This is a genomic window from Streptomyces mauvecolor, from assembly GCF_039532965.1.
Classification (GTDB): Bacteria; Actinomycetota; Actinomycetes; order Streptomycetales; family Streptomycetaceae; genus Streptomyces; species Streptomyces violascens.
The window spans coordinates 171,602-189,405 of the sequence record NZ_BAAASQ010000007.1; the positions used below are offsets into that span (position 1 = coordinate 171,602).

The window sequence follows — 17,804 nt, forward strand, 5'->3', positions numbered from 1 at the left end:
CAATCTAGCCGCGCCCGACAGCGGCCGTGACCGACAGTCCGGCCAGGTCCGGGGGTCCTTCCGCGACAGTATGTCCAGCGCGCCCCTTACCTCGAACACCGTGGATCAAACCGGCCGCGCCGACGCCGAGTTGAGCCGTCGCGGCGCGCGGCCCCGGACCCGCGCGCCGCGTGGCCCGGACCGTCGGGGCTGAACGTTTACCCGGCCTTCGGGCGTGCCAGGGATGGGACATGCCCTTTGACGACGTACCTGATGAGACCAAGGTGTCGGAAGAAGTACGGACGGCTCTGGACGAGGGCCGTCCGGTCGTCGCTCTGGAGTCGACGATCATCTCGCACGGCCTCCCCCGGCCGCGCAATCTGCTGGTCGCCACCGAACTGGAGCAGTTGGTGCGGGCCAGGGGCGCCGTCCCCGCGACGATCGCCGTACTCGACGGGAAGCCCAGGGTGGGCCTCGACAAGGCGCAGTTGGAGCGGGTGGCCAACGAGGAGATGCGCAAGCTCGGGCACCGCGATCTGCCGATGGCGCTGGCCACCGGGTCGAGCGGGGCGACCACCGTGTCGGCCACCGCGTTCCTGGCCGCGCGGGCCGGCCTGCGCGTCTTCGCGACCGGCGGGCTCGGCGGCGTGCACCGCGAGTGGACCGAGACCCAGGACGAGTCGGCCGATCTGCGACTCCTCGCCACGACGCCGATCGCCGTGGTGTGCGCGGGGGTGAAGTCGATCCTCGATGTGCCGGCCACGCTCCAGCGCCTGGAGACGCTGGGGATCTCGGTGGTCGGCTACGGAACGGAGCACTTCCCCGGGTTCTACCTGTCCAGTTCCGGCGAGCCGGTCGACTGGACGGTGCGGACCCCGCAGGAGGCCGCGGACGTGCTGCGGGCCCATCGTGCGCTCGCGCTCGGCTCGGCGGTGATCGTCGCCAATCCGGTGCCGGAGGCCGAGCAGCTCGATCCCGGGCTGCACGACGAGGTGCTCGCCTCGGGCCTCGCCGCCTGCCGCGCCGCGGGCATCACGGGGCAGGCGGTCACGCCCTTCCTCCTCGGCCACCTGGTCCAGCACACGGACGGCGCGTCCCTGGAGGCCAACGTGGCGGCGGTCCGCGGGAACGTCCAGCTCGCGGCGGACATCGCGGCGGCGCTGTGAGCGGTGCCGGGGGCGGCCACTCGGGCGGCGGGCTCCTCGTCGTCGGGGACGTGGTCACCGATGTGGTCGCCCGCCACCGCGGCCCGCTCGCTCCCGCCACGGACACCACGGCCGACATCCGTACGGTGCCGGGCGGTGCGGGCGCCAACGCGGCCTGCTGGGCGGCCCATTCGGGCTGCCCGGATGTGCGGCTGCTCGCCCGGGTCGGCCTGGACTCGGCAGGCTGGCACGACCTCCGGCTGCGCCGCTCCGGCGTACGCCCTCTGCTGATCCCGGATGCCGACGCGCCCACCGCGACCGTGATCGCGCTGGTCGACACGGCGACGGCCGAGCGCACCTTCCTGACCGACAGCGGCGCCGTCCACCGCATGAACCCCGCCGACTGGTCACCCGACCTCCTCGACGGCATCGCGCACCTCCACCTCTCGGGCTATCTGCTGTTCGCCGACCAGAGCCGTCAACTGGCCCTGGCCGCACGGGAATCGGCACGTCGAGCCGGCGTCTCCGTCAGCCTGGACCCGGCGTCGACCGGCTTCATCGGGGACCTGGGCGTCGAACGATTCCTGGCGACGACCGAGGGGGTGGACGTGCTGCTTCCCAATGCGGACGAGGCGGCCTTCCTGACCGGACTGCCCGAACCGGCCGACGCGGCGGCCAAGTTGAGCCGGCAGTTCCCCCTGGTGGCGGTCACGCTGGGCGCGGCCGGCGCGCTGGTGGCCACGGGCGGGGAGGTCGTCGCGAGGGTGGCGGCGCCGGAGGTGGCGGCCCTGGATTCCACGGGCGCGGGCGACGCGTTCACCGGCGCCTTTCTCGCCGCCCGCCTGAGCGGCGCGTCCCCAGCGGAGGCCGCGGCGGCGGGGTGCCGGGCGGGGGCGCTGGCGGTGGGGGTGGTGGGAGGGCGGCCGGAGGCGGGGGCCGGGTAGCGATCGCGCGCGATGGGTGACGGACAACGGACAACGGACAGACGCCGGATATCAGATATCGGAGTCCGTCATCCGCCGGCCGTCGTCCCCCAAGCCGGGTGCCGGAAATCGTCCACCCGCACCACCACATCGGCCGCCTCGCCCGGTCCCACCTCGCTCTCATACCGCTCGAACGCGGGGAGCGTCCAGCGGGCGCCCTCTTCGGTCCGGCGGCGCAGGGCGGGCGCCGACAGACGCAGGTGCACAGTGAGGTCGAAGGGGAACCATCGGCCCAGCAGCATGGGACCGTACAGCACCAGCACGCCTGACTCCGGGAGGAGTCGGTAGGGGCTCCGGGTGGCCCGGTCGGTCGCCGGGTCCCACAGGTCGGGCAGCACGCGGCCGGTGCCGCCCGGCTCCAGCGGCCCGAACACCTCGCGCCACAGGGCGCCCGTGTCGAACCAGCCGTCGTAGTACGTGTCCGGGTCCTCGCGGCCGAATTCGTAGCGCAGCGACGCGGGCCGCAGGAAGCCCTCGGTGGAGACGGCGAGGACGGACCTGCCACGCAGCCGAAGCGTTTCCGCGATGCGCCGGCCCAGTTCTTCGGGGCGGGCCGCCGGGGCGCCGTCGATGCCGATGCGCAGCCAGGGACCGCCGTCGGCCGCCTTCAGGCCCATGGCCCGCTCGGCGAGGGCGTCGGTCAGCCGTTCCCAGGTGATCGCTTCGAATCGCACGCCCCCATCATGCGGGGTGCCGGAGTGTGTGGGTTCCGGCAAAAGGAGCGGGCCCGGAGGCCCTACCTGCCTCCGGCGCACCGAAGTACGGAAGTCCGTCAGCTGCTTTTCGGGAAGGAACCCCTTCCAATCCCCCCTGTTCCACCGGCTGTTGAGAGGGGAATCAGAGAAGGGGGAGGGACGCACCCAGGGACTTGGGGCCATGGCAAGGAGGGCCGCCGCATTCTCGTCATACAACCCCGGCGCCACCATCGCTGCGCCGACTGCGACCGCGCCCCGCTCCGGCACATCGTCCTGGAGTCCGGCGCCCCGCTCTGTCTGGACTGCGCGGATATGGGGCATCTGGTCTTCCTGCCGCGCGGCGACACCGCGCTCACCCGTCGCGCCCGCGCGGGCAGTTCGCTCTCCGCCGTCGTGGTCCGCTTCAACCGGCGCCGTCGCCGCTACGAGCGCCAGGGTGTCTTCGTCGAGGAGCCCGCCCTCGCCGCGGCGGAGGCAGCGTGCCTGGCCGACGCGGAGGCCCGGGCCCGGCGGCGGGCCCGGGACGCCCGGCGCCGGGCCGCCGAGGACGTGCGGTTCACAGCGGCGCTGACCGCCGAGATCCTGCGCCTGTTTCCGCACTGCCCTGCCGAGCGGGCCCGCGACATCGCCGAGCACACCTCGGTGCGCGGCAGCGGGCGGGTGGGCCGCTCCGCGGCGGGCCGGGCACTGGACGAGTTCGCGGTGACGGCCGCCGTGCGCGCCTCCGTCCGCCATCTGGACACCGAGTACGACGCGCTGCTCATGGCGCGGGTGCCGCACCACCGGGCGCGGGCCCGGGTCGCCGCCGCGATCGACGCCGTCCTGGCCTCATGGGCGGCGGACGGGTCGGACGAGGTAGCCTCCAGGGTCGCGGAAGACCAGCCTCCTCTTACGTAAGAATTCCATTCACTCACAGTTCTTTCGCATAGAACGATTCCCCTGCGGTGCTCCGGCAGGGCAGGATGGCTGCGCTCGACCCAAGCCGTCCATCCCCCGCCACTCCGGGCGGGCCCATGCACAAGGCGAGGTAGCAGCCGATGCCGAAGCCGGCCACCGTGGAATCCACCACACCCGAGCCACTCGCCCCGTCGCTCGACGAGGCCCCGCTGCGCCCGTTCCACCTGCGGGTGACGGCGACGACGTTCGGGGCGAACTTCTCCGACGGCTACGCGCTCGGCATGATCGGCGCCGTCCTCGCCACCCTCACCGACGCCCGGCACCTCTCGGGCGTCTGGCAGGGCCTGCTCGGCGCATCGGCGCTGATCGGCCTCTTCTTCGGCAGCATCGTGCTCGGCCGGGTCGGCGACATCATCGGCCGCCAGAAGCTGTACATCTACAACTTCGTCCTGATCACCATCGCCTCCGCGCTCCAGCTCTGGGCCAGGGATCCGGCGCTGCTCTTCACCCTGCGCCTGCTGATCGGCTTCGGGCTCGGCGCGGACTACGCGGTGGGCCCGACGATGCTGTCGGAGTTCGCACCCCGCAGGCTCCGGGGCGTACTCCTCGGCTCCCTCACCGTGATGTGGACCGTCGGCTACGTCCTCGCGGGCATCCTCGGCACCTACCTCGGCAAGTCGCAGGACGCCGCCTACCTGCTGCTCGCGTCCGGCGCGGTGCCCGCCCTCCTGGTGCTGCTGCTCCGCATCGGCACGCCCGAGTCGCCGAGCTGGCTGATCAGCCAGGGCCGAGTGGCCGAGGCGCGGGACATCGCCAGGAAGTACCTGAAGGCCGAGCTGGGCCCGGCCGAGGCCGCCCCGGCCGCGCGGGGCACGAGCACAAGCGCCGCCTACCGGGAACTCTTCTCTCCCGGCCAGGCCAGGCGCACCTGGTTCGGCACGGTCTTCTACAGCGCGCAGGTGCTGCCGTACTTCGCGATCTACACCTTCATGCCGACCATCCTGGCCGCGCTGCACGTCCCCGACCCCGACCTGCAGAACCTGCTGCTCAACCTCTTCCTGCTCGGCGGCGGCATCATAGGTCTCTGGTTCCTCCAGAAGACCGGCCGCCGCCCCTTGACGATCGTCACGTTCGGCATCATGACGGCGGCGCTGGCCCTGATGGGTGCCTTCGCCCATGCGTCGACGATCGCCCTCATGGTGCCGTTCCTCGTCTACACCTTTGTGATGGCCGGCGCTTCAAACCTCACCCAGGTGTATCCCGCCGAGCTCTATCCGACGCATCTGCGCGCCACCGGCGTCGGCTTCCTCAACGGCACGAGCCGTATCGCCTCGGCCGTCGGCACGTTCATCCTGCCGGTGAGCCTGGAGCACCTCGGTCTGAGCGGCTCGATGTACTGGCTGGCGGCCGTCCTCCTCGTCGGCATGCTGGTGTCGCTGGCGTGGGCCCCGGAGACGCGCGAGTCGGTGACAACGTCGGGCGGCTGAGACGTCGGGGGACGTGGGAGCGGGCGACCGCATCGGGCAGCCGGAGCCCCGGGCGGAGGGGAGTCGGCGACAACGTCGCGCGGCCAAGGCCCCCCGACGAGCGCGTCGGCTCCGCCGGCGGAGGCCTGACCTCCGCAACTGCCGGGCGCCATCCGTCACTTGGGCCGTCCGCATGGGTATCCCTCCCCCATGACGACTGCGCCGGACCGCCCCCTGCTGCTCCTCGACGTGGACGGCCCCCTCAACCCGTACGGGGCCCACCTCCCCCAACTGCGCGGCTACCGCACCCACCGGCTCCACCCGTCGTGCTGGCTCTCGCGCCAGACCCCGGGTTCCCGACGGCACCGGCGCGGCCTGCGCGTCTACCTCAACCCGGCCCACGGCCCCCGGCTGCGTTCCCTGCCGTACGAACTGGCCTGGGCCACCACGTGGATGAACGAGGCGAACGAAATGATCGCCCCCGCCGTCGGCCTGCCGCCGGACCTCCCGTTCATCGCCTGGCCCGAACTCTTCGCGACCGACCCGGACGGTCTGTACTGGAAGACCAGACCGCTGCTGAAGTGGGCGGCGGGCCGCCCGTTCGCCTGGGTCGACGACATGATCACCGATCTGGACGAGAGCTATGTGCGCGACAACCATGACTCGCCCGCGCTGATGGTGCGCGTGCATCCGCGACGGGGGCTGCGGGAGGCCGACTTCAGAAAACTGACCCAGTGGGCGGCGGCGAACACATGAACCCCACACACTGACCCGGTGCGTCCGTTTCTTCCACGACTTCCCCCACTTCCCCCATTTCCCCAGGTGACAGGTGCAATGCCGAGTAGGCTGAATGTCGCGCTCTTGGGGAGAGCCTGAACTTTCCGTGAACAGAGGGCAGTTCGGCCCTGCCCGTGCAGCCCTCTATCCCGTGGGGGGATCTCGTATGCACGAAATGGTCAAGGGTGCCAACGCGAGCCTGGCGGCGCTGAGCGAGAACGCCGGCTCGGTCATCGTCAGCCTGAGCTGGAGCAGCCCGAGCGGCGAAGGCGACGCCGATGTCTCCGTACTGCTGCTCGGCGCGAACGGCAAGGTGCGGGGCAACGCGGATTTCTACTTCTACAACAACCCGGCCGCCGCCGACGGCACGGTGCAACTCCTCGGCCCGACTCCGACCGAGAACGGCAGCGAGGACAGAATCCGGCTCGATCTGACGGCGTTTCCCGGTGACGTCGACCGGATCATCATCGCGGCCAGCCGCCATCAGCGAGCACACTTCGGCGAGCTGGAGAACATCCGGCTCGCCCTGACGGACGGCTCCGGCGACGGGCTGCTCGGCTTCTCCATAGCGGACGCCGGCGCGGAGAGCGCGTTCGTCTTCGGCGAGATCTACCGGCGCGCACAGGCCTGGAAGTTCCGGGCCATCGGCCAGGGGTACGACTCCGGTCTGGCCGGACTCGCCACCGACTACGGCATCGAGATCGACGAGGACGACGACGGTGACGGCGACCAGGCCGGCGAGCCGAGCCCCCTCAACGCCTCGGGCGAGGGCGAAGGCGAAGGCAACGCCGCTCCCGCCGTCGAGAGGGGAGCCCGAACTCCCGTATCTGCCACACCTGTTGAGGCACAGCGCGCCCCACGTGCCGACGCGCTCGCCGGAGTGCCCGTGCAGCGCTCCGCCGAGCCCGCCGCGGCCAAGGCTCCCGCCGCCGTGCCCGCGCGTCGGCTCCGTACGGCCAAGAAGAAGGTCACGCTGCCGAAGGCACCCAAGGTCTCGCTCGCGGAGAACGAGGCGTGGCGCACCGCCCGGCTGTTCCCCGCCTCCTCGCTGAAGAGTGACCGGGAACGCGAAATGCGGGCAACGTCCGTGCTCCTGGCCGTGATGACGCAGGTTCCCGAATTCGGCCGTCGGCTCACCGCCGCCTTCGGTGCGCCCGCCGGGCGGATGGAGACGTTCACCGAGGTCTCGCTCCCCAACGGCGACACCCCCAGGAGGCCCGACGGCGTCATCCGGGTGGAACGTGCGGGGAAGCTGTGGACGGCGCTCGTCGAGACCAAGACCAACGGCAACGCCCTCAAGAGCGAGCAGATCCAGGACTACATGGACATCGCCGCCCGCCGGGGCTACGAAGCGGTCATCACCCTGTCCAACGATGTTGCCCTGGAGGGAAGTTCCCTGGTCGAGGTGAAGACCGACGGGCGGCGCAAGCACAAGGTCGCCCTGTGGCATCTGTCCTGGGCCGAGCTCACCCACCAGGCGCAGCTCCTCATCCGGCACGAGGGCGTACGCAACGAGGCGCACGCCTGGCTCCTCCAGGAGCTTCTGCACTATCTCCAGCACGAGAACTCCGGCTGCCACGGCTTCCAGAACATGGGCCCGGCATGGGTCCCGGTGCGCAACGGGATCGACGAGGAGACCCTGTCGCCCGGCGATCCGCGCACGGTGCAGGTCGTCGAGAGCTGGGAGCGGCTGATCCGCCAGGTCTGTCTGCGGCTCGGCGGTGAGCTCGGCACGAAGGTGGTGCCGGTGCAGCGGGCCAAGCGCGGCACCGACCCTCAGTCGCGGCGGGCGGAACTGGCGGGCCGGCTCTGTGTGGACGGGCAGTTGCACGCGGAGATCCGGGTCGAGGGGGCGCCCGGCATTCTCGCGATCGTGGCCGATCTGCGGATGGGGCGGCTGCGCACCTCCATCGAAGTTCCCGCGCCCGAACAGGGCTATCCGCTCACCTGGGTGAAGAAGCTGATGAAGCAGCTCGGCGAGGCACCGGCCGACCTGCATGTGCAGACCCTCCTGGACGGGGAGACGGTCGGCCCGCGCGGCACCCTGGAGAGGCTGCGCCCCGAGCCCGGGGACCTGCTGCCGAGGGGATCCGAGCGGATCACCGGGTTCCGGCTGACGCTCTCCAAGAGCGTGGGCAGTACGCGCGGCAACGCCGAGACCGGGTTCATCCGCGGTGTCGACGCGGCAGTCGACCTGTTCCACTCGGGCGTGGTCACGCAGTTGGAGCGGCCGCGCCCCGCGCAGCACGCCAAGGCCACCGAGGCATCGGCCTGAGGCCGCCCGGTTGACCTCGTATCAGCCGCCGAGCCTGGCCGTGAGCGCCCCTACCGGATCCGCGTCCGGGGTGCCTCGCGGCCACCAGTCCTCCCTTCCCGGGTCCGATTCGTATCCGTACCAGAGCCCGTCGCGACCGTAACGGAGCTGGGTGGTGGGGGTGGAGAGGCGGTTGCGGCTGGGGCGGAAGTCCGGGAATCCGGCGGCGCCCAGCGCCGGGCGGGCCCGGTCGAAGGGGCCGGCCGGCGGGTCCCACGGGGATTCGAGGACGGCGAGCGCCTCGATGCCGCCCTGCCGCCAGGCGGCCACCGCGCGCGCCAGGTCGGTGGGGGTGCGGTCGGTGGCCCGGGTCAGGGAGGTGTAGAGGGCGCGGGTGGCCGAGGTGAGGCCGGAGCCGGGGTGGGCGGCGGCGAGGCGGACCGCGTCCTGCCAGGTGGAGAGGGGGGCGATCGGGTCCTTTCCGGTGGCCAGGAGGGTGTGGGCACGGATGGCCGCCTCGGTGGCGAGGAGGTCGAGGGCCAGCGGGTCGGGCCCGCCGTGCATCTCGGGGAAGGCGGGCGGGTGGCCCGGCCGTGGCGGCATGGGGAACGGCGGCGGCAGGGGCGCAAGCGTACGCGGCTGGACGGCCACCCGGGCCTGGACGGTGGGGAGTTGGGGCAGCGGGGCCGCCCGCTCCACGGCCATGCGGGCGGCGTTGCGCCGGGTGAGCGCGGCGAGCACCTCCTGCTCGCCGCGCCCGCGCATCAGCAGCAGCACGAACGGGTCCTCGTCCAGGAGGCGGGCGGCCTGGTAGCAGAGAGCCGCCGCGTGCTTGCAGGGGTAGCCGTCGTCGGGGCAGGAGCAGTCGGGGACCAGGTCGCCCGGACCGGGCAGCAGCGCCGCCTCGTCGGCCAGCGCGTGCGGCAGGTCCTTGTCGAGCAGCGCGGCGATGTGGGCGGGCTCCTGGGCGGCGGTGTCGAGGAAGCCCTCCCACGCCTGGTCGGGCAGGGTGCGCAGGCGCAGCTCCGTCCGGTAGGGACGGGGGCGGGAGCCGTGTACGTAGGCGGTGATGCGACCCGGCGTGACGGTGATCGCGTCGACGTTTCCGGCTTCGGCGTAGGCGCGGCCGCGCGCCAGCCGGGCGGAGTCCAGGGCGAGTTCCTCCAGGGCTTCCACCCAGGCGTCGCCCCACCAGGTGCCGGTCCGCTCCGAGCGGGCGCCGAGCGCGGGGTAGCTGCGACGGCGGTCGTCGTGACGCGGGGTGCCGATGGACGGGCGGGGGGTCATGGGGCCCTCCGCAGGGAGATCAGGTCGGCCAGTTCGCGGTCGGTGAGTTCGGTCAGGGCGCTCTCGCCGGAGCCGAGGACGGCGTCGGCCAGCCGGCGTTTCTGTTCCAGCATGTCGGCGATGCGGTCCTCCACGGTGCCCTCCGCGATCAGGCGGTGGACCTGGACGGGCTGGGTCTGGCCGATGCGGTAGGCGCGGTCGGTGGCCTGTTCCTCCACCGCCGGGTTCCACCAGCGGTCGTAGTGGATGACATGGCCGGCGCGGGTGAGGTTGAGACCGGTGCCCGCCGCCTTGAGGGAGAGGATGAACACGGGGACCTCGCCGCTCTGGAAGGCGTCGACCAGCCGGTCCCGCTCGGCCACCGGCGTTCCTCCGTGGAGCAGTTGGGAGGGCACGCCGCGTGCGGTGAGGTGGCTGGAGAGCAGCCGGGCCATCGCGACGTACTGGGTGAAGACGAGGACCGAGCCGTCCTCGCTGAGGATGGTGTCCACCAGCTCGTCGAGCAGCGCCAGCTTGCCCGAGCGGGACGGCAGGCGCGGGGCCTCCTCCTTGAGGTACTGGGCGGGGTGGTTGCAGATCTGCTTCAGGGCGGTGAGCAGCTTCATGATCTGGGCGCGCCGCGCGATGCCCTCGGAGGCCTCGACGGCGGCCATCACCTCGCGGACCACCGCCTCGTAGAGGGCGGCCTGTTCGCGGGTCAGCGGCACGGGATGGTCGGTCTCGGTCTTGGGCGGCAGTTCGGGCACGATGCCCGGGTCGGACTTCTTCCTCCGCAGCAGGAAGGGGCGGACCAGGCGGGAGAGGCGCCCCGCCGCGTCCTCGTCCTCGCCGTTCTCCACCAGCCGGGCGTGCCGGGCCCGGAACGCCTTGAGGGGGCCGAGCAGCCCCGGCGTCGTCCAGTCGAGCAGCGCCCACAGCTCGGACAGGTTGTTCTCGACGGGGGTGCCGGTGAGCGCGATCCTGGCCGGGGCCGGGATGGTGCGCAGCGCCTTGGCGGTCGCCGAGAACGGGTTCTTGACGTGCTGCGCCTCGTCGGCGACCACCATGTTCCAGGCGTGACCGGCCAGTTGGGGTGCGCTGCCGCGCATGGTGCCGTACGTGGTGAGGACGAAGCCGCCCTCGCTGCCCTGGAGGCTGCGGCTGCTGCCGTGGAAGCGGCGCACCGGGACGCCGGGTGCGAACCGGGCGATCTCGCGCTGCCAGTTGCCGAGCAGCGATGCCGGGCAGACGACGAGGGTGGGCTCGGTGCGGGCGCGGCGCAGGTGCAGGGCGATGACGGTGATGGTCTTGCCGAGGCCCATGTCGTCGGCGAGGCAGCCGCCGAGGCCCATCGACGTCATCAGATCCAGCCAGGCCAGGCCCCGCAGCTGGTAGTCGCGCAGGGTGGCGTCCAGGCCCGGCGGCTGTTCCACCGTGGCCGGCCCCTCCAGGAGCCGGTCGCGGAGCACGGCGAGCGCGCCGGCCGGGACGGCCTCGACCGTCTCGCCGTCGACCTCGGCGCTGCCGGTGAGCGCGACGGACAGCGCGTCCACCGGGTCGAGCAGCCCCAGGTCGCGCTTTCTGGCCTTGCGGACGAGCTCGGGGTCGGCCACCACCCACTGGTCGCGCAGCCGCACGATCGGACGGTGGGACTCGGCGAGGACGTCCATCTCGTCGTTGCTGAGCGGTTCGCCGCCGAGCGCCAACTGCCAGTTGAAGGCGAGGAGTTCCTCGGCGTCGAAGAAGGACGTGCCGTCGGTCGCCGAGCCGGGCGCCGGCCGTACGACGGCGGTGGCGCTGAGCGTACGGGCCAGTTCGCGCGGCCAGTGGACGGCGATGCCCGCCGCGGCGAGGCGAGCCGAGGCCTCGCCGAGCAGCTCGTACAGCTCGGTCTCGGTGAGCGGAAGGACGTCCGGAACACTGCGCTCCAGGAGCAGCCCGAGCGGCGGCCAGACGCGGGCCGCGCGGCGCAGCGCGAGCAGCGCGTCGATCCGGGCACGCGGCCCGAAGGCGTCAATTCCGTTTCGCGCGCTGCCCGTTGAAGTCCTGGTCCCGCTCTCGCCCTCGTCGTCCGACCAGAGGCGGGCGGCGTCGACGACCAGGGTCGGGTCGGCGAGGCTGTGCACCTGGACGATCGCCGAGCCCGCGCGCCGGACCTCGCCCTCCTCTTCGGACGCCGTGTCGAACAGCTCGTACCCGGACAGGTCCAGGCGCAGCGAGACCCGTACGCCCGCGTCCATCCCTGCGGCCGCCTCCGCGGCCCAGGCGCGGGCGGCGGGCAGGTGCTGGGCGGCGGCCGCGGCGAAGGGCGCGCCCGCCGCGTGGGCGGCGGCCGGGGTGCGCGGCAGGGTGTCCGCGACCGCGTCCAGGAAGGCGCGCACCAGGGCTTCCGGCTCGGGCAGCCGGAGGGCGCCCCGGCCGGGCACGGGTACGCCGTACGCCTCGTACGGCATGGCGGCGGCGATGGCGCGCAGCTGGGCGATGTCGTCGGCGTCCAGCGGTCCGGCCCGCCAGGCGTCGTGGTGGGTGGAGGTGAGCCCGGGCAGCAGCCTGCCGCGCGCGACGAGGTGCAGGGCGTGCAGCGCGGCGGCGCCCCAGCAGGCCGCCGCCGGGTGTGCGGCGGGATGACGGCGGGCCCTGACCAGCATCGGAAGGGCTTCGGCGACGGGCACGAGGAGGGCTGCGACCTTGCGGCTGCGGGCTCCCCCGCCGTGGCGGCGCACCACGGTCAGCTCGGTCACCTCCGCCCCGGGCGGCCCCTGGGGCACCGGCCCCTGGTCGGGGTCCCAGAAGGCGACCTTCCCGTCGCGCGGCAGCCCGGCGGGCAGGAACACGGCGGCCGCCGACACCGCGGGCCACGGGGAGGGCGCGGGCTCCCTCGCGGCCTCGTGCGGCCACGCGGGCTCCGCCGACGGGTGGGCGTGCCCGCGCTGGTCACGCCAGGCGGGGGCGGGCAGCCACGAGGCCACCGGCTCCCGCTCGGGGCTCTGCATCGGTGTCGGCCGGTTCATCGCCGGTCACCTCCCTCCGTCCGCACGGTCATGATGCGTCGCGTGGTCCGCGACTGATCTACGACCTTACGGGCGAGGTCTGACAATGAGCCCCACGGCCTCAGCGCACCCCCTCCCACAAGGCACGTTCCTCGCCGCGAAGATCGGACTCGACGCCGGATGCGGTGTCGAAGACCATCGCCGTCCGGGTCTCGCGGTCGTACGGCGCCCAGCCCGGGTCGCCCGTCTTCGCGAAGGCCACCCAGGCGCCGTGCATCGCGTCCGCGAGGGCCTGCGGGGGCTTCTCGCCGAGGAGCGGGGCATAGGCCGGGTCGTCGAGCCGGTCGAAGACGTAGCCGAGTTCGGAGGCGTGGCAGGCGCCGAGCCGGCCGCCGAGGGCCGGGGAGCGCCGGGCGAATTCGTACACGTACGAGCCGGGGACCGCCTCGGCTACCCGCAACGCCGGGATCCGGTAGAACCAGTCGGTGGTGACCGCGTCGAACAGCTCGCCGGGCACGGCGTCCGGGCGGCGCTCCGCGTACACGGGCAGCGCCTTGTCCGGGTCGAGGCCGTAGGCCGCCGTCACGGTCCGCAGCTTGGCGTGCGGCAATACGTCGAGGCGCTCGGTCGGCACCAGGAAGAGGCGGTACTCCTCGCGGTTGCTGCCGGCCAGGAGCTCCACCCCGCAGTCCGCAGCGGGCAGCGGCAGCTCGTCCAGGACGGGCTCGAACGGCATCATGTTGAGCGCCGCCTCGCCCCACAGCGCCGGGTCCGGGCGGGCCCCGATCTCGCCCCGCAGCTCGGCCTGCGCGGGCAGCAGCGTGTCGAGGGGGACGGCGGCGAACTCCTCGGCCCTCGCTTCGATACCGAGCTTCTCGGCGAGCCTGGCCGTGATCAGTTCGGCCGAGGCGGGCCGCAGGAAGTGGTGGGCGGCGCCGCTCTGCAGGATCGCGCGCCGGAACAGGCCCCGCGCGCGGGGCATCGAGAGCAGGGCGCCGATGCTCATTGCGCCCGCCGACTCACCGAACACGGTCACCTGGCCGGGGTCGCCGCCGAAGGCCTCTATGTTGTCGCGGACCCATTCGAGAGCGGCGATCTGGTCGAGCAGCCCGCGGTTGTCCGGCCGGTCGGGCAGCCGAAGGAAGCCGTCGGCTCCGAGCCGGTAGTTGATGCTCACGTACACCACGCCGTCGCGGGCGAAGGCGCTGCCGTCGTACGCGGAGGTGGATCCGGAGCCGTTGGCGAAGGCTCCGCCATGGATCCACACCATCACCGGGAGGCCGCCGCCGGAGGCCGGGTGCGGCGTCCAGATGTTGAGGTTGAGGCAGTCCTCGCCCTGGGGCCCGTCGTCCGGGATGAGGGCGTCGAAGGGCGGCGCGTAGGGGGCTCGGGGAACGCTCGCTCCATAGGTGAGCGCTTCGCGTACGCCGTCCCAGGGTGCGGCCGGTCCCGGTGCGCGAAAGCGTGCCTCCCCGAAGGGGGGCGCGGCGAACGGGATGCCGAGGAAGGCGGCCACGTCGTCGGAGACGAGCCGGCCTCGCACCGCGCCCTGGTGGGTCGTACGGATCGGTTCCATCAGGTTCGTGCGCCTTCCGACAGGGTTCGAGCGGTGCCGCGCCGCATTCCTCGGAACGTTCGGCAGGGAATCCATGCCCGGCTCCGGGCACCGCAATCTCTCGTACCCGGCCACCGGCCGCGTAGACGCCGGGCGGCGCGCTGACCGGGATGATGTGTGCGCACCACACAAGGCGCAGGCGAAGTGTGGGGTGTCGATGCCCCTTCGCCCGGGCGGGCTATCCGCGGCGCACACCGGATGCCGGAAGCGCGGGCAGGGGGGAGGCTGGCGGCACTGACAGCCGCAGCCATGCCGTACAGACGAGGACCGCTCATGTCCGTGCCCGCGTCCCAGTCCCCCGCCCGCACGTCGCACCGCCGTCGCCGGACACGGCTCGCCGCCGGAGCCGTGCTGCTCACCCTCGCCACCACGGCCTGCTCCAGCCTGGGGCGGACGTCGGTCGGCACGATCACCTACTCGATCGGCCCCGAGACGTCCGTCATGCTGACCAGCCCGAAGGTGCGGGGCTGCCACAAGCTCCCCCCGTCGGGGACGACCGACCTGTACAACAACACGCTGGTCGATATGGTCATGTACCGGACGCCCGACTGCACCGGCAAGGACACGACGTACATCGGCAGCAGACTCGCCAACAACGTGGCCCCGAAGGCCGCGCCCTGGCGAAGCTACAGCTTCGTGCACTGAGTCTGTCTTTGGCTGAGTCTGTCTTTGACTGACACCTGCCTTTGGCGGGCTTGTCTTGGCCGGGCCCGTCTTGACCGAGCCTGCTTTACAGCTCGAACCAGCCGTGGCCCAGGTACCAGTGGCCGCCGCCCAGGAGGTGCCGGGTGACGGCGCGCTGCACGGTGGTGTGCTGCGGGAGGTCCGCCACGGGCAGGTCCGGGTTGCCGAAGACGAAGCCGACGGGTTCGCGGTCGGACGGCTCGTCGTCTTTGTAGGCGGTACGGAACAAACCTTGGAAGCGCAGAATGTTGGAATTCTCGGGAAGGTAGTCGCGCAGCTGCTCGTCGAGCAGCCAGGAGTGGCAGACGCCGACCCGGTAGTGCTCCTCGGGAAAGTGGCGCGCGAAGAACTCCCTGGCCCGCGCGATGGAGTCGGCACACGCCTCGGGCGTCAACGGGCCCCGGTAGTCGGGGATGTGCAGGTCCAGGCAGGGGCCGCCGGGCTCCGCCTCGATGCCCGCCTCCCGGACGGCCCGGCCCGTACGGTTCCCGAGCCGTGAGCGCTGGAACTGGAGCCGGCCCAGCTGGTAGATCTCCCCGCGGAAGTGCAGCCGCAGCCAGCCGGGCACGGAGAGGCCGCCGTTTCCGCGCCGCCTGTGGTGCAGCGCGATGTGCCGCCCGAGGTCGGCGAGCGTACGGCGGGCGATGTCCTCGGGGATGCCCCGCTCCCGGTGGTACGCCTTGATGTGCGGCAGCGCGGCGACCGCGACGTACACGGGGAACCAGCGCTTGAGGTCGCCCAACCCCTCCGGCAGGGCGGGCAGTTCGGGGTGGACGCCGACGGTTCCGATGTCCTGGACGAGGACCCGCGCCGATTCCTCCAGGAGCTCGCCGAGCCCGGGTTCGGCGGTGAACCGCGCGGCCAGCGAGGTCAGTTCGTTGATGTCCTCGTGCGGTACGGCGAGGTCGAGCAGCGTCTCGGGGAGGTCGTCGAGGAGCAGCATGCGCGCCACCCTAGCCACCCCGTTCCCCCCGCGCCGCCGCATTTGCGGACGCGGCGCGCACCGCGTCCCCGCGGACACAGCCCGTGACGTGCCGTACGGATCCTCCGCATCCCGCGGCTTTCACCTGCGCGCCAGCGGGTACACCTCCTTATAGAGGCGATCGTCATGCTGCGCACCGGTAACGAACCGATCACCGCCCGCAGCCCCCTGCGGATGCGGCTGTGGCTGAGCATCTGGGGGCTGATCTGGGCCGTCGGCGGCACGGTGGGCTTCGCCCTGGAGGGGCGGCCGGGCTGGATGGCGGCCTGTGCGGCCCTGGCGGCGGTGATCATCGTCGACCTGTTCATGATCATCCGCCATATCCGGCAGGGCCCGCACTACCAGCCGGGCCGCGACATCCCTCCGTACGAGCCGCCGCGCACCCGCTGGCCGTGAGCCCCCGGCCTGATCCCGCTGCGCTACTCCGCCTCGTCCTCGAACCGCGCCGACGCCAGGTACTCCGGCTTCGGATCCAGCGCCGCGGCCAGCCGGAAGTGGCGCTTGGCCTGGTCGGGGCGGGCCTGGCGCTCAAAGGTGCGGGCCAGGGCGAAGTGGGCGAAGGCATTGTCCGGCTCGCGCTCCAGGACCAGCTGGAACTCCAGCTCCGCGGAACGCAGTTGAGCCGCGGCGAAGAACGCTCGGGCCCGCAGCAGGCGGGCCGCCGTGTTCTCGGGGTGGGCGGCGATGACCGAGTCGAGGAGTTTGACGGCGCCACGCGGGTCCCGGGCGGCCAGCAGGTGCTCGGCCGCGCGGAAGTCGATCACGTGCGTCTCGGGGTTGCTCTCGGCCACGTGCCTGTCCTTTCCCTCGCTGCGCGTTGTCAACGCCATGCCCAGCTCCGGTATTCCGTACGCATTCGAGCGCGCTCACGCCCGGGGGCCGCACGCTTCAGAGCGAGGCTGCCGCCAGGGTCAGCCCCAGCAGCACGATTGCCGCCCCCGCCGCCATGAACGCCCGGTCCAGGGCGGTGCGTTCGCGGCCGAGCAGCACGATGGTGCGCGGGTCCTCCGGGTCGTAGGACACCCGGACACTGGCGCCCGGCGGGAGCGGCTCGCGGCGGCTCGGCGGGGCCGGCGAGGGAAGTTCGAGGACATGGCCGTCGGCCGTCTCGAACTGCAGGAGGGGCCGCGCCGAGCCCTGCGGCGCGGGCTTCACCAGCGCCCACGCGACCGCGCCAGCCCGCTCGACGCGCCGGGTCTCCCGCAGCCCGTACGCCCCGGCGAGCAGCGCCACCAGGCCGCCGAGCACCGTGAAACCCGCCAGTACGAAGAGCACAGTCGGATCGTAATCCGCCCGGGCCATATGCCGCGGGCCAAGCCGTGGAAACCCAGCATGATGAGGGAATCCGTACGGTTCGGATACGCGCCGGTTCATCGGCGGGGCGATGACCCGCCCCCGGTGCGCCCGGGGCGCGGGCCGCGCTCCCGCGAGGCGCTCTTGACGGCCGCGCACTGCCGCCGCCCTCAGGCAGCAGCTCGCGCCACCAGTTCCTCCCACACCTTGCGGACCTGCGGCTCCAGCGACTCCAGGGGGCCGTCGTTGTCGATGACGAGGTCGGCGACGGCGAGGCGCTGTGCGCGGTCGGCCTGCGCGGCCATGCGCGCGCGGGCCTCCTCGGCCGTCATGCCGCGCAGCCGCACCAGCCGGTCCAGCTGGGTCTCGGGGGCCGCGTCGACGACGACCACGAGGTCGTACAGCGCGGCGAGGCCGTTCTCCGTGAGGAGGGCTACGTCGTGGATGACGACCGAGTCGGGGCCCGCCGTCGACTCCAGCTCGGCGGAGCGCGCGCCGACCAGCGGGTGGACGATCTTGTTCAGGGTCGCGAGCTTCTCGGGGTCGGAGAAGACGATGCCGCCCAGCCGGGGGCGGTCGAGGGTGCCGTCCGCGGACAGGATGCCGGGGCCGAATGCCTCGACCACCGCCGCCAGGCCCGGCGTTCCGGGCTCGACGACCTCCCGCGCGATCCTGTCCGCGTCGATCAGTACGGCTCCGTAGGAGACGAGCAGCCGTGACACTTCGCTCTTGCCGGCGCCGATACCGCCGGTCAGGCCCACCTTCAGCATGAGCGGAA

At 72.6% G+C, this 17,804-nt stretch carries 16 protein-coding genes; 8 read left to right on the plus strand and 8 right to left on the minus strand.

Annotated elements, in window-relative coordinates; translation table 11 throughout:
* Positions 1–230 precede the first annotated feature (230 nt).
* Positions 231–1,145, plus strand: a complete 915-nt coding sequence (locus ABD346_RS07605) for a pseudouridine-5'-phosphate glycosidase (protein ID WP_344373260.1) — start codon at positions 231–233, stop codon at positions 1,143–1,145.
* Positions 1,142–2,068 carry a carbohydrate kinase family protein gene (locus ABD346_RS07610; RefSeq protein WP_344373261.1) on the plus strand — a complete coding sequence of 309 codons (927 nt, stop codon included), beginning with the start codon at positions 1,142–1,144 and terminating at the stop codon, positions 2,066–2,068. The genes ABD346_RS07605 and ABD346_RS07610 overlap by 4 nt, the downstream gene beginning before the upstream one ends.
* 68 nt (positions 2,069–2,136) lie before the next feature.
* Here the strand turns inward: ABD346_RS07610 and ABD346_RS07615 are convergent, their stop codons facing one another.
* Complete coding sequence (locus ABD346_RS07615) at positions 2,137–2,781, minus strand: nucleoside/nucleotide kinase family protein (protein ID WP_344373262.1); 645 nt, start codon at positions 2,779–2,781, stop codon at positions 2,137–2,139.
* Between the two features lie 222 nt (positions 2,782–3,003).
* On the opposite strand from ABD346_RS07615, the gene ABD346_RS07620 reads away from it, so the two are divergent.
* From ABD346_RS07620 to ABD346_RS07635, 4 genes are all read left to right on the plus strand, one after another.
* Positions 3,004–3,699: a DUF2293 domain-containing protein gene (locus tag ABD346_RS07620; protein WP_344373333.1), complete on the plus strand. Its 696-nt coding sequence runs from the start codon at positions 3,004–3,006 to the stop codon at positions 3,697–3,699.
* 140 nt (positions 3,700–3,839) lie between these two features.
* Positions 3,840–5,186: an MFS transporter gene (locus tag ABD346_RS07625; protein ID WP_344373263.1), complete on the plus strand. Its 1,347-nt coding sequence runs from the start codon at positions 3,840–3,842 to the stop codon at positions 5,184–5,186.
* A gap of 189 nt (positions 5,187–5,375) precedes the next feature.
* Positions 5,376–5,921, plus strand: a complete 546-nt coding sequence (locus ABD346_RS07630) for an HAD domain-containing protein (protein WP_344373265.1) — start codon at positions 5,376–5,378, stop codon at positions 5,919–5,921.
* A 196-nt stretch (positions 5,922–6,117) separates the two neighbouring features.
* Positions 6,118–8,217 carry a TerD family protein gene (locus tag ABD346_RS07635; protein ID WP_344373334.1) on the plus strand — a complete coding sequence of 700 codons (2,100 nt, stop codon included), beginning with the start codon at positions 6,118–6,120 and terminating at the stop codon, positions 8,215–8,217.
* Between the two features lie 21 nt (positions 8,218–8,238).
* On the opposite strand, the gene ABD346_RS07640 is transcribed toward ABD346_RS07635, so the two are convergent.
* From ABD346_RS07640 to ABD346_RS07650, 3 genes are all read right to left on the minus strand, one after another.
* Positions 8,239–9,483, minus strand: a complete 1,245-nt coding sequence (locus ABD346_RS07640; protein ID WP_344373267.1) for an SWIM zinc finger family protein — start codon at positions 9,481–9,483, stop codon at positions 8,239–8,241.
* Positions 9,480–12,473 carry an SNF2-related protein gene (locus ABD346_RS07645; RefSeq protein ID WP_344373269.1) on the minus strand — a complete coding sequence of 998 codons (2,994 nt, stop codon included), beginning with the start codon at positions 12,471–12,473 and terminating at the stop codon, positions 9,480–9,482. Before ABD346_RS07645 ends, ABD346_RS07640 begins: the two co-directional genes overlap by 4 nt.
* A gap of 100 nt (positions 12,474–12,573) precedes the next feature.
* The gene (locus ABD346_RS07650; RefSeq protein WP_344373271.1) at positions 12,574–14,028 is read right to left on the minus strand and encodes a carboxylesterase/lipase family protein; all 1,455 of its coding nucleotides are present in this window, start codon (positions 14,026–14,028) and stop codon (positions 12,574–12,576) included.
* Between the two features lie 312 nt (positions 14,029–14,340).
* On the opposite strand from ABD346_RS07650, the gene ABD346_RS07655 reads away from it, so the two are divergent.
* Positions 14,341–14,712 carry a hypothetical protein gene (locus ABD346_RS07655; RefSeq protein ID WP_344373273.1) on the plus strand — a complete coding sequence of 124 codons (372 nt, stop codon included), beginning with the start codon at positions 14,341–14,343 and terminating at the stop codon, positions 14,710–14,712.
* A gap of 85 nt (positions 14,713–14,797) precedes the next feature.
* On the opposite strand, the gene ABD346_RS07660 is transcribed toward ABD346_RS07655, so the two are convergent.
* Positions 14,798–15,694: an acyltransferase domain-containing protein gene (locus ABD346_RS07660; RefSeq protein WP_344373275.1), complete on the minus strand. Its 897-nt coding sequence runs from the start codon at positions 15,692–15,694 to the stop codon at positions 14,798–14,800.
* Positions 15,695–15,859: 165 nt separating this feature from the next.
* Here ABD346_RS07660 and ABD346_RS07665 point away from each other — a divergent pair, with 165 nt between their 5' ends.
* Positions 15,860–16,129 (plus strand): DUF6343 family protein, encoded by a 270-nt coding sequence (locus tag ABD346_RS07665; RefSeq protein WP_189961221.1) that lies wholly within the window; start codon positions 15,860–15,862, stop codon positions 16,127–16,129.
* A gap of 23 nt (positions 16,130–16,152) precedes the next feature.
* Here ABD346_RS07665 and ABD346_RS07670 read toward each other — a convergent pair whose 3' ends face one another.
* From ABD346_RS07670 to coaE, 3 genes are all read right to left on the minus strand, one after another.
* Positions 16,153–16,524: a tetratricopeptide repeat protein gene (locus tag ABD346_RS07670; protein WP_344373277.1), complete on the minus strand. Its 372-nt coding sequence runs from the start codon at positions 16,522–16,524 to the stop codon at positions 16,153–16,155.
* Between the two features lie 97 nt (positions 16,525–16,621).
* Entirely contained in the window at positions 16,622–17,008 is a 387-nt protein-coding gene (locus tag ABD346_RS07675) for a DUF3592 domain-containing protein (RefSeq protein ID WP_344373279.1), read from the minus strand.
* A 188-nt stretch (positions 17,009–17,196) separates the two neighbouring features.
* Complete coding sequence (coaE, locus tag ABD346_RS07680) at positions 17,197–17,796, minus strand: dephospho-CoA kinase (protein ID WP_344373281.1); 600 nt, start codon at positions 17,794–17,796, stop codon at positions 17,197–17,199.
* Between the last annotated feature and the right edge of the window lie 8 nt (positions 17,797–17,804).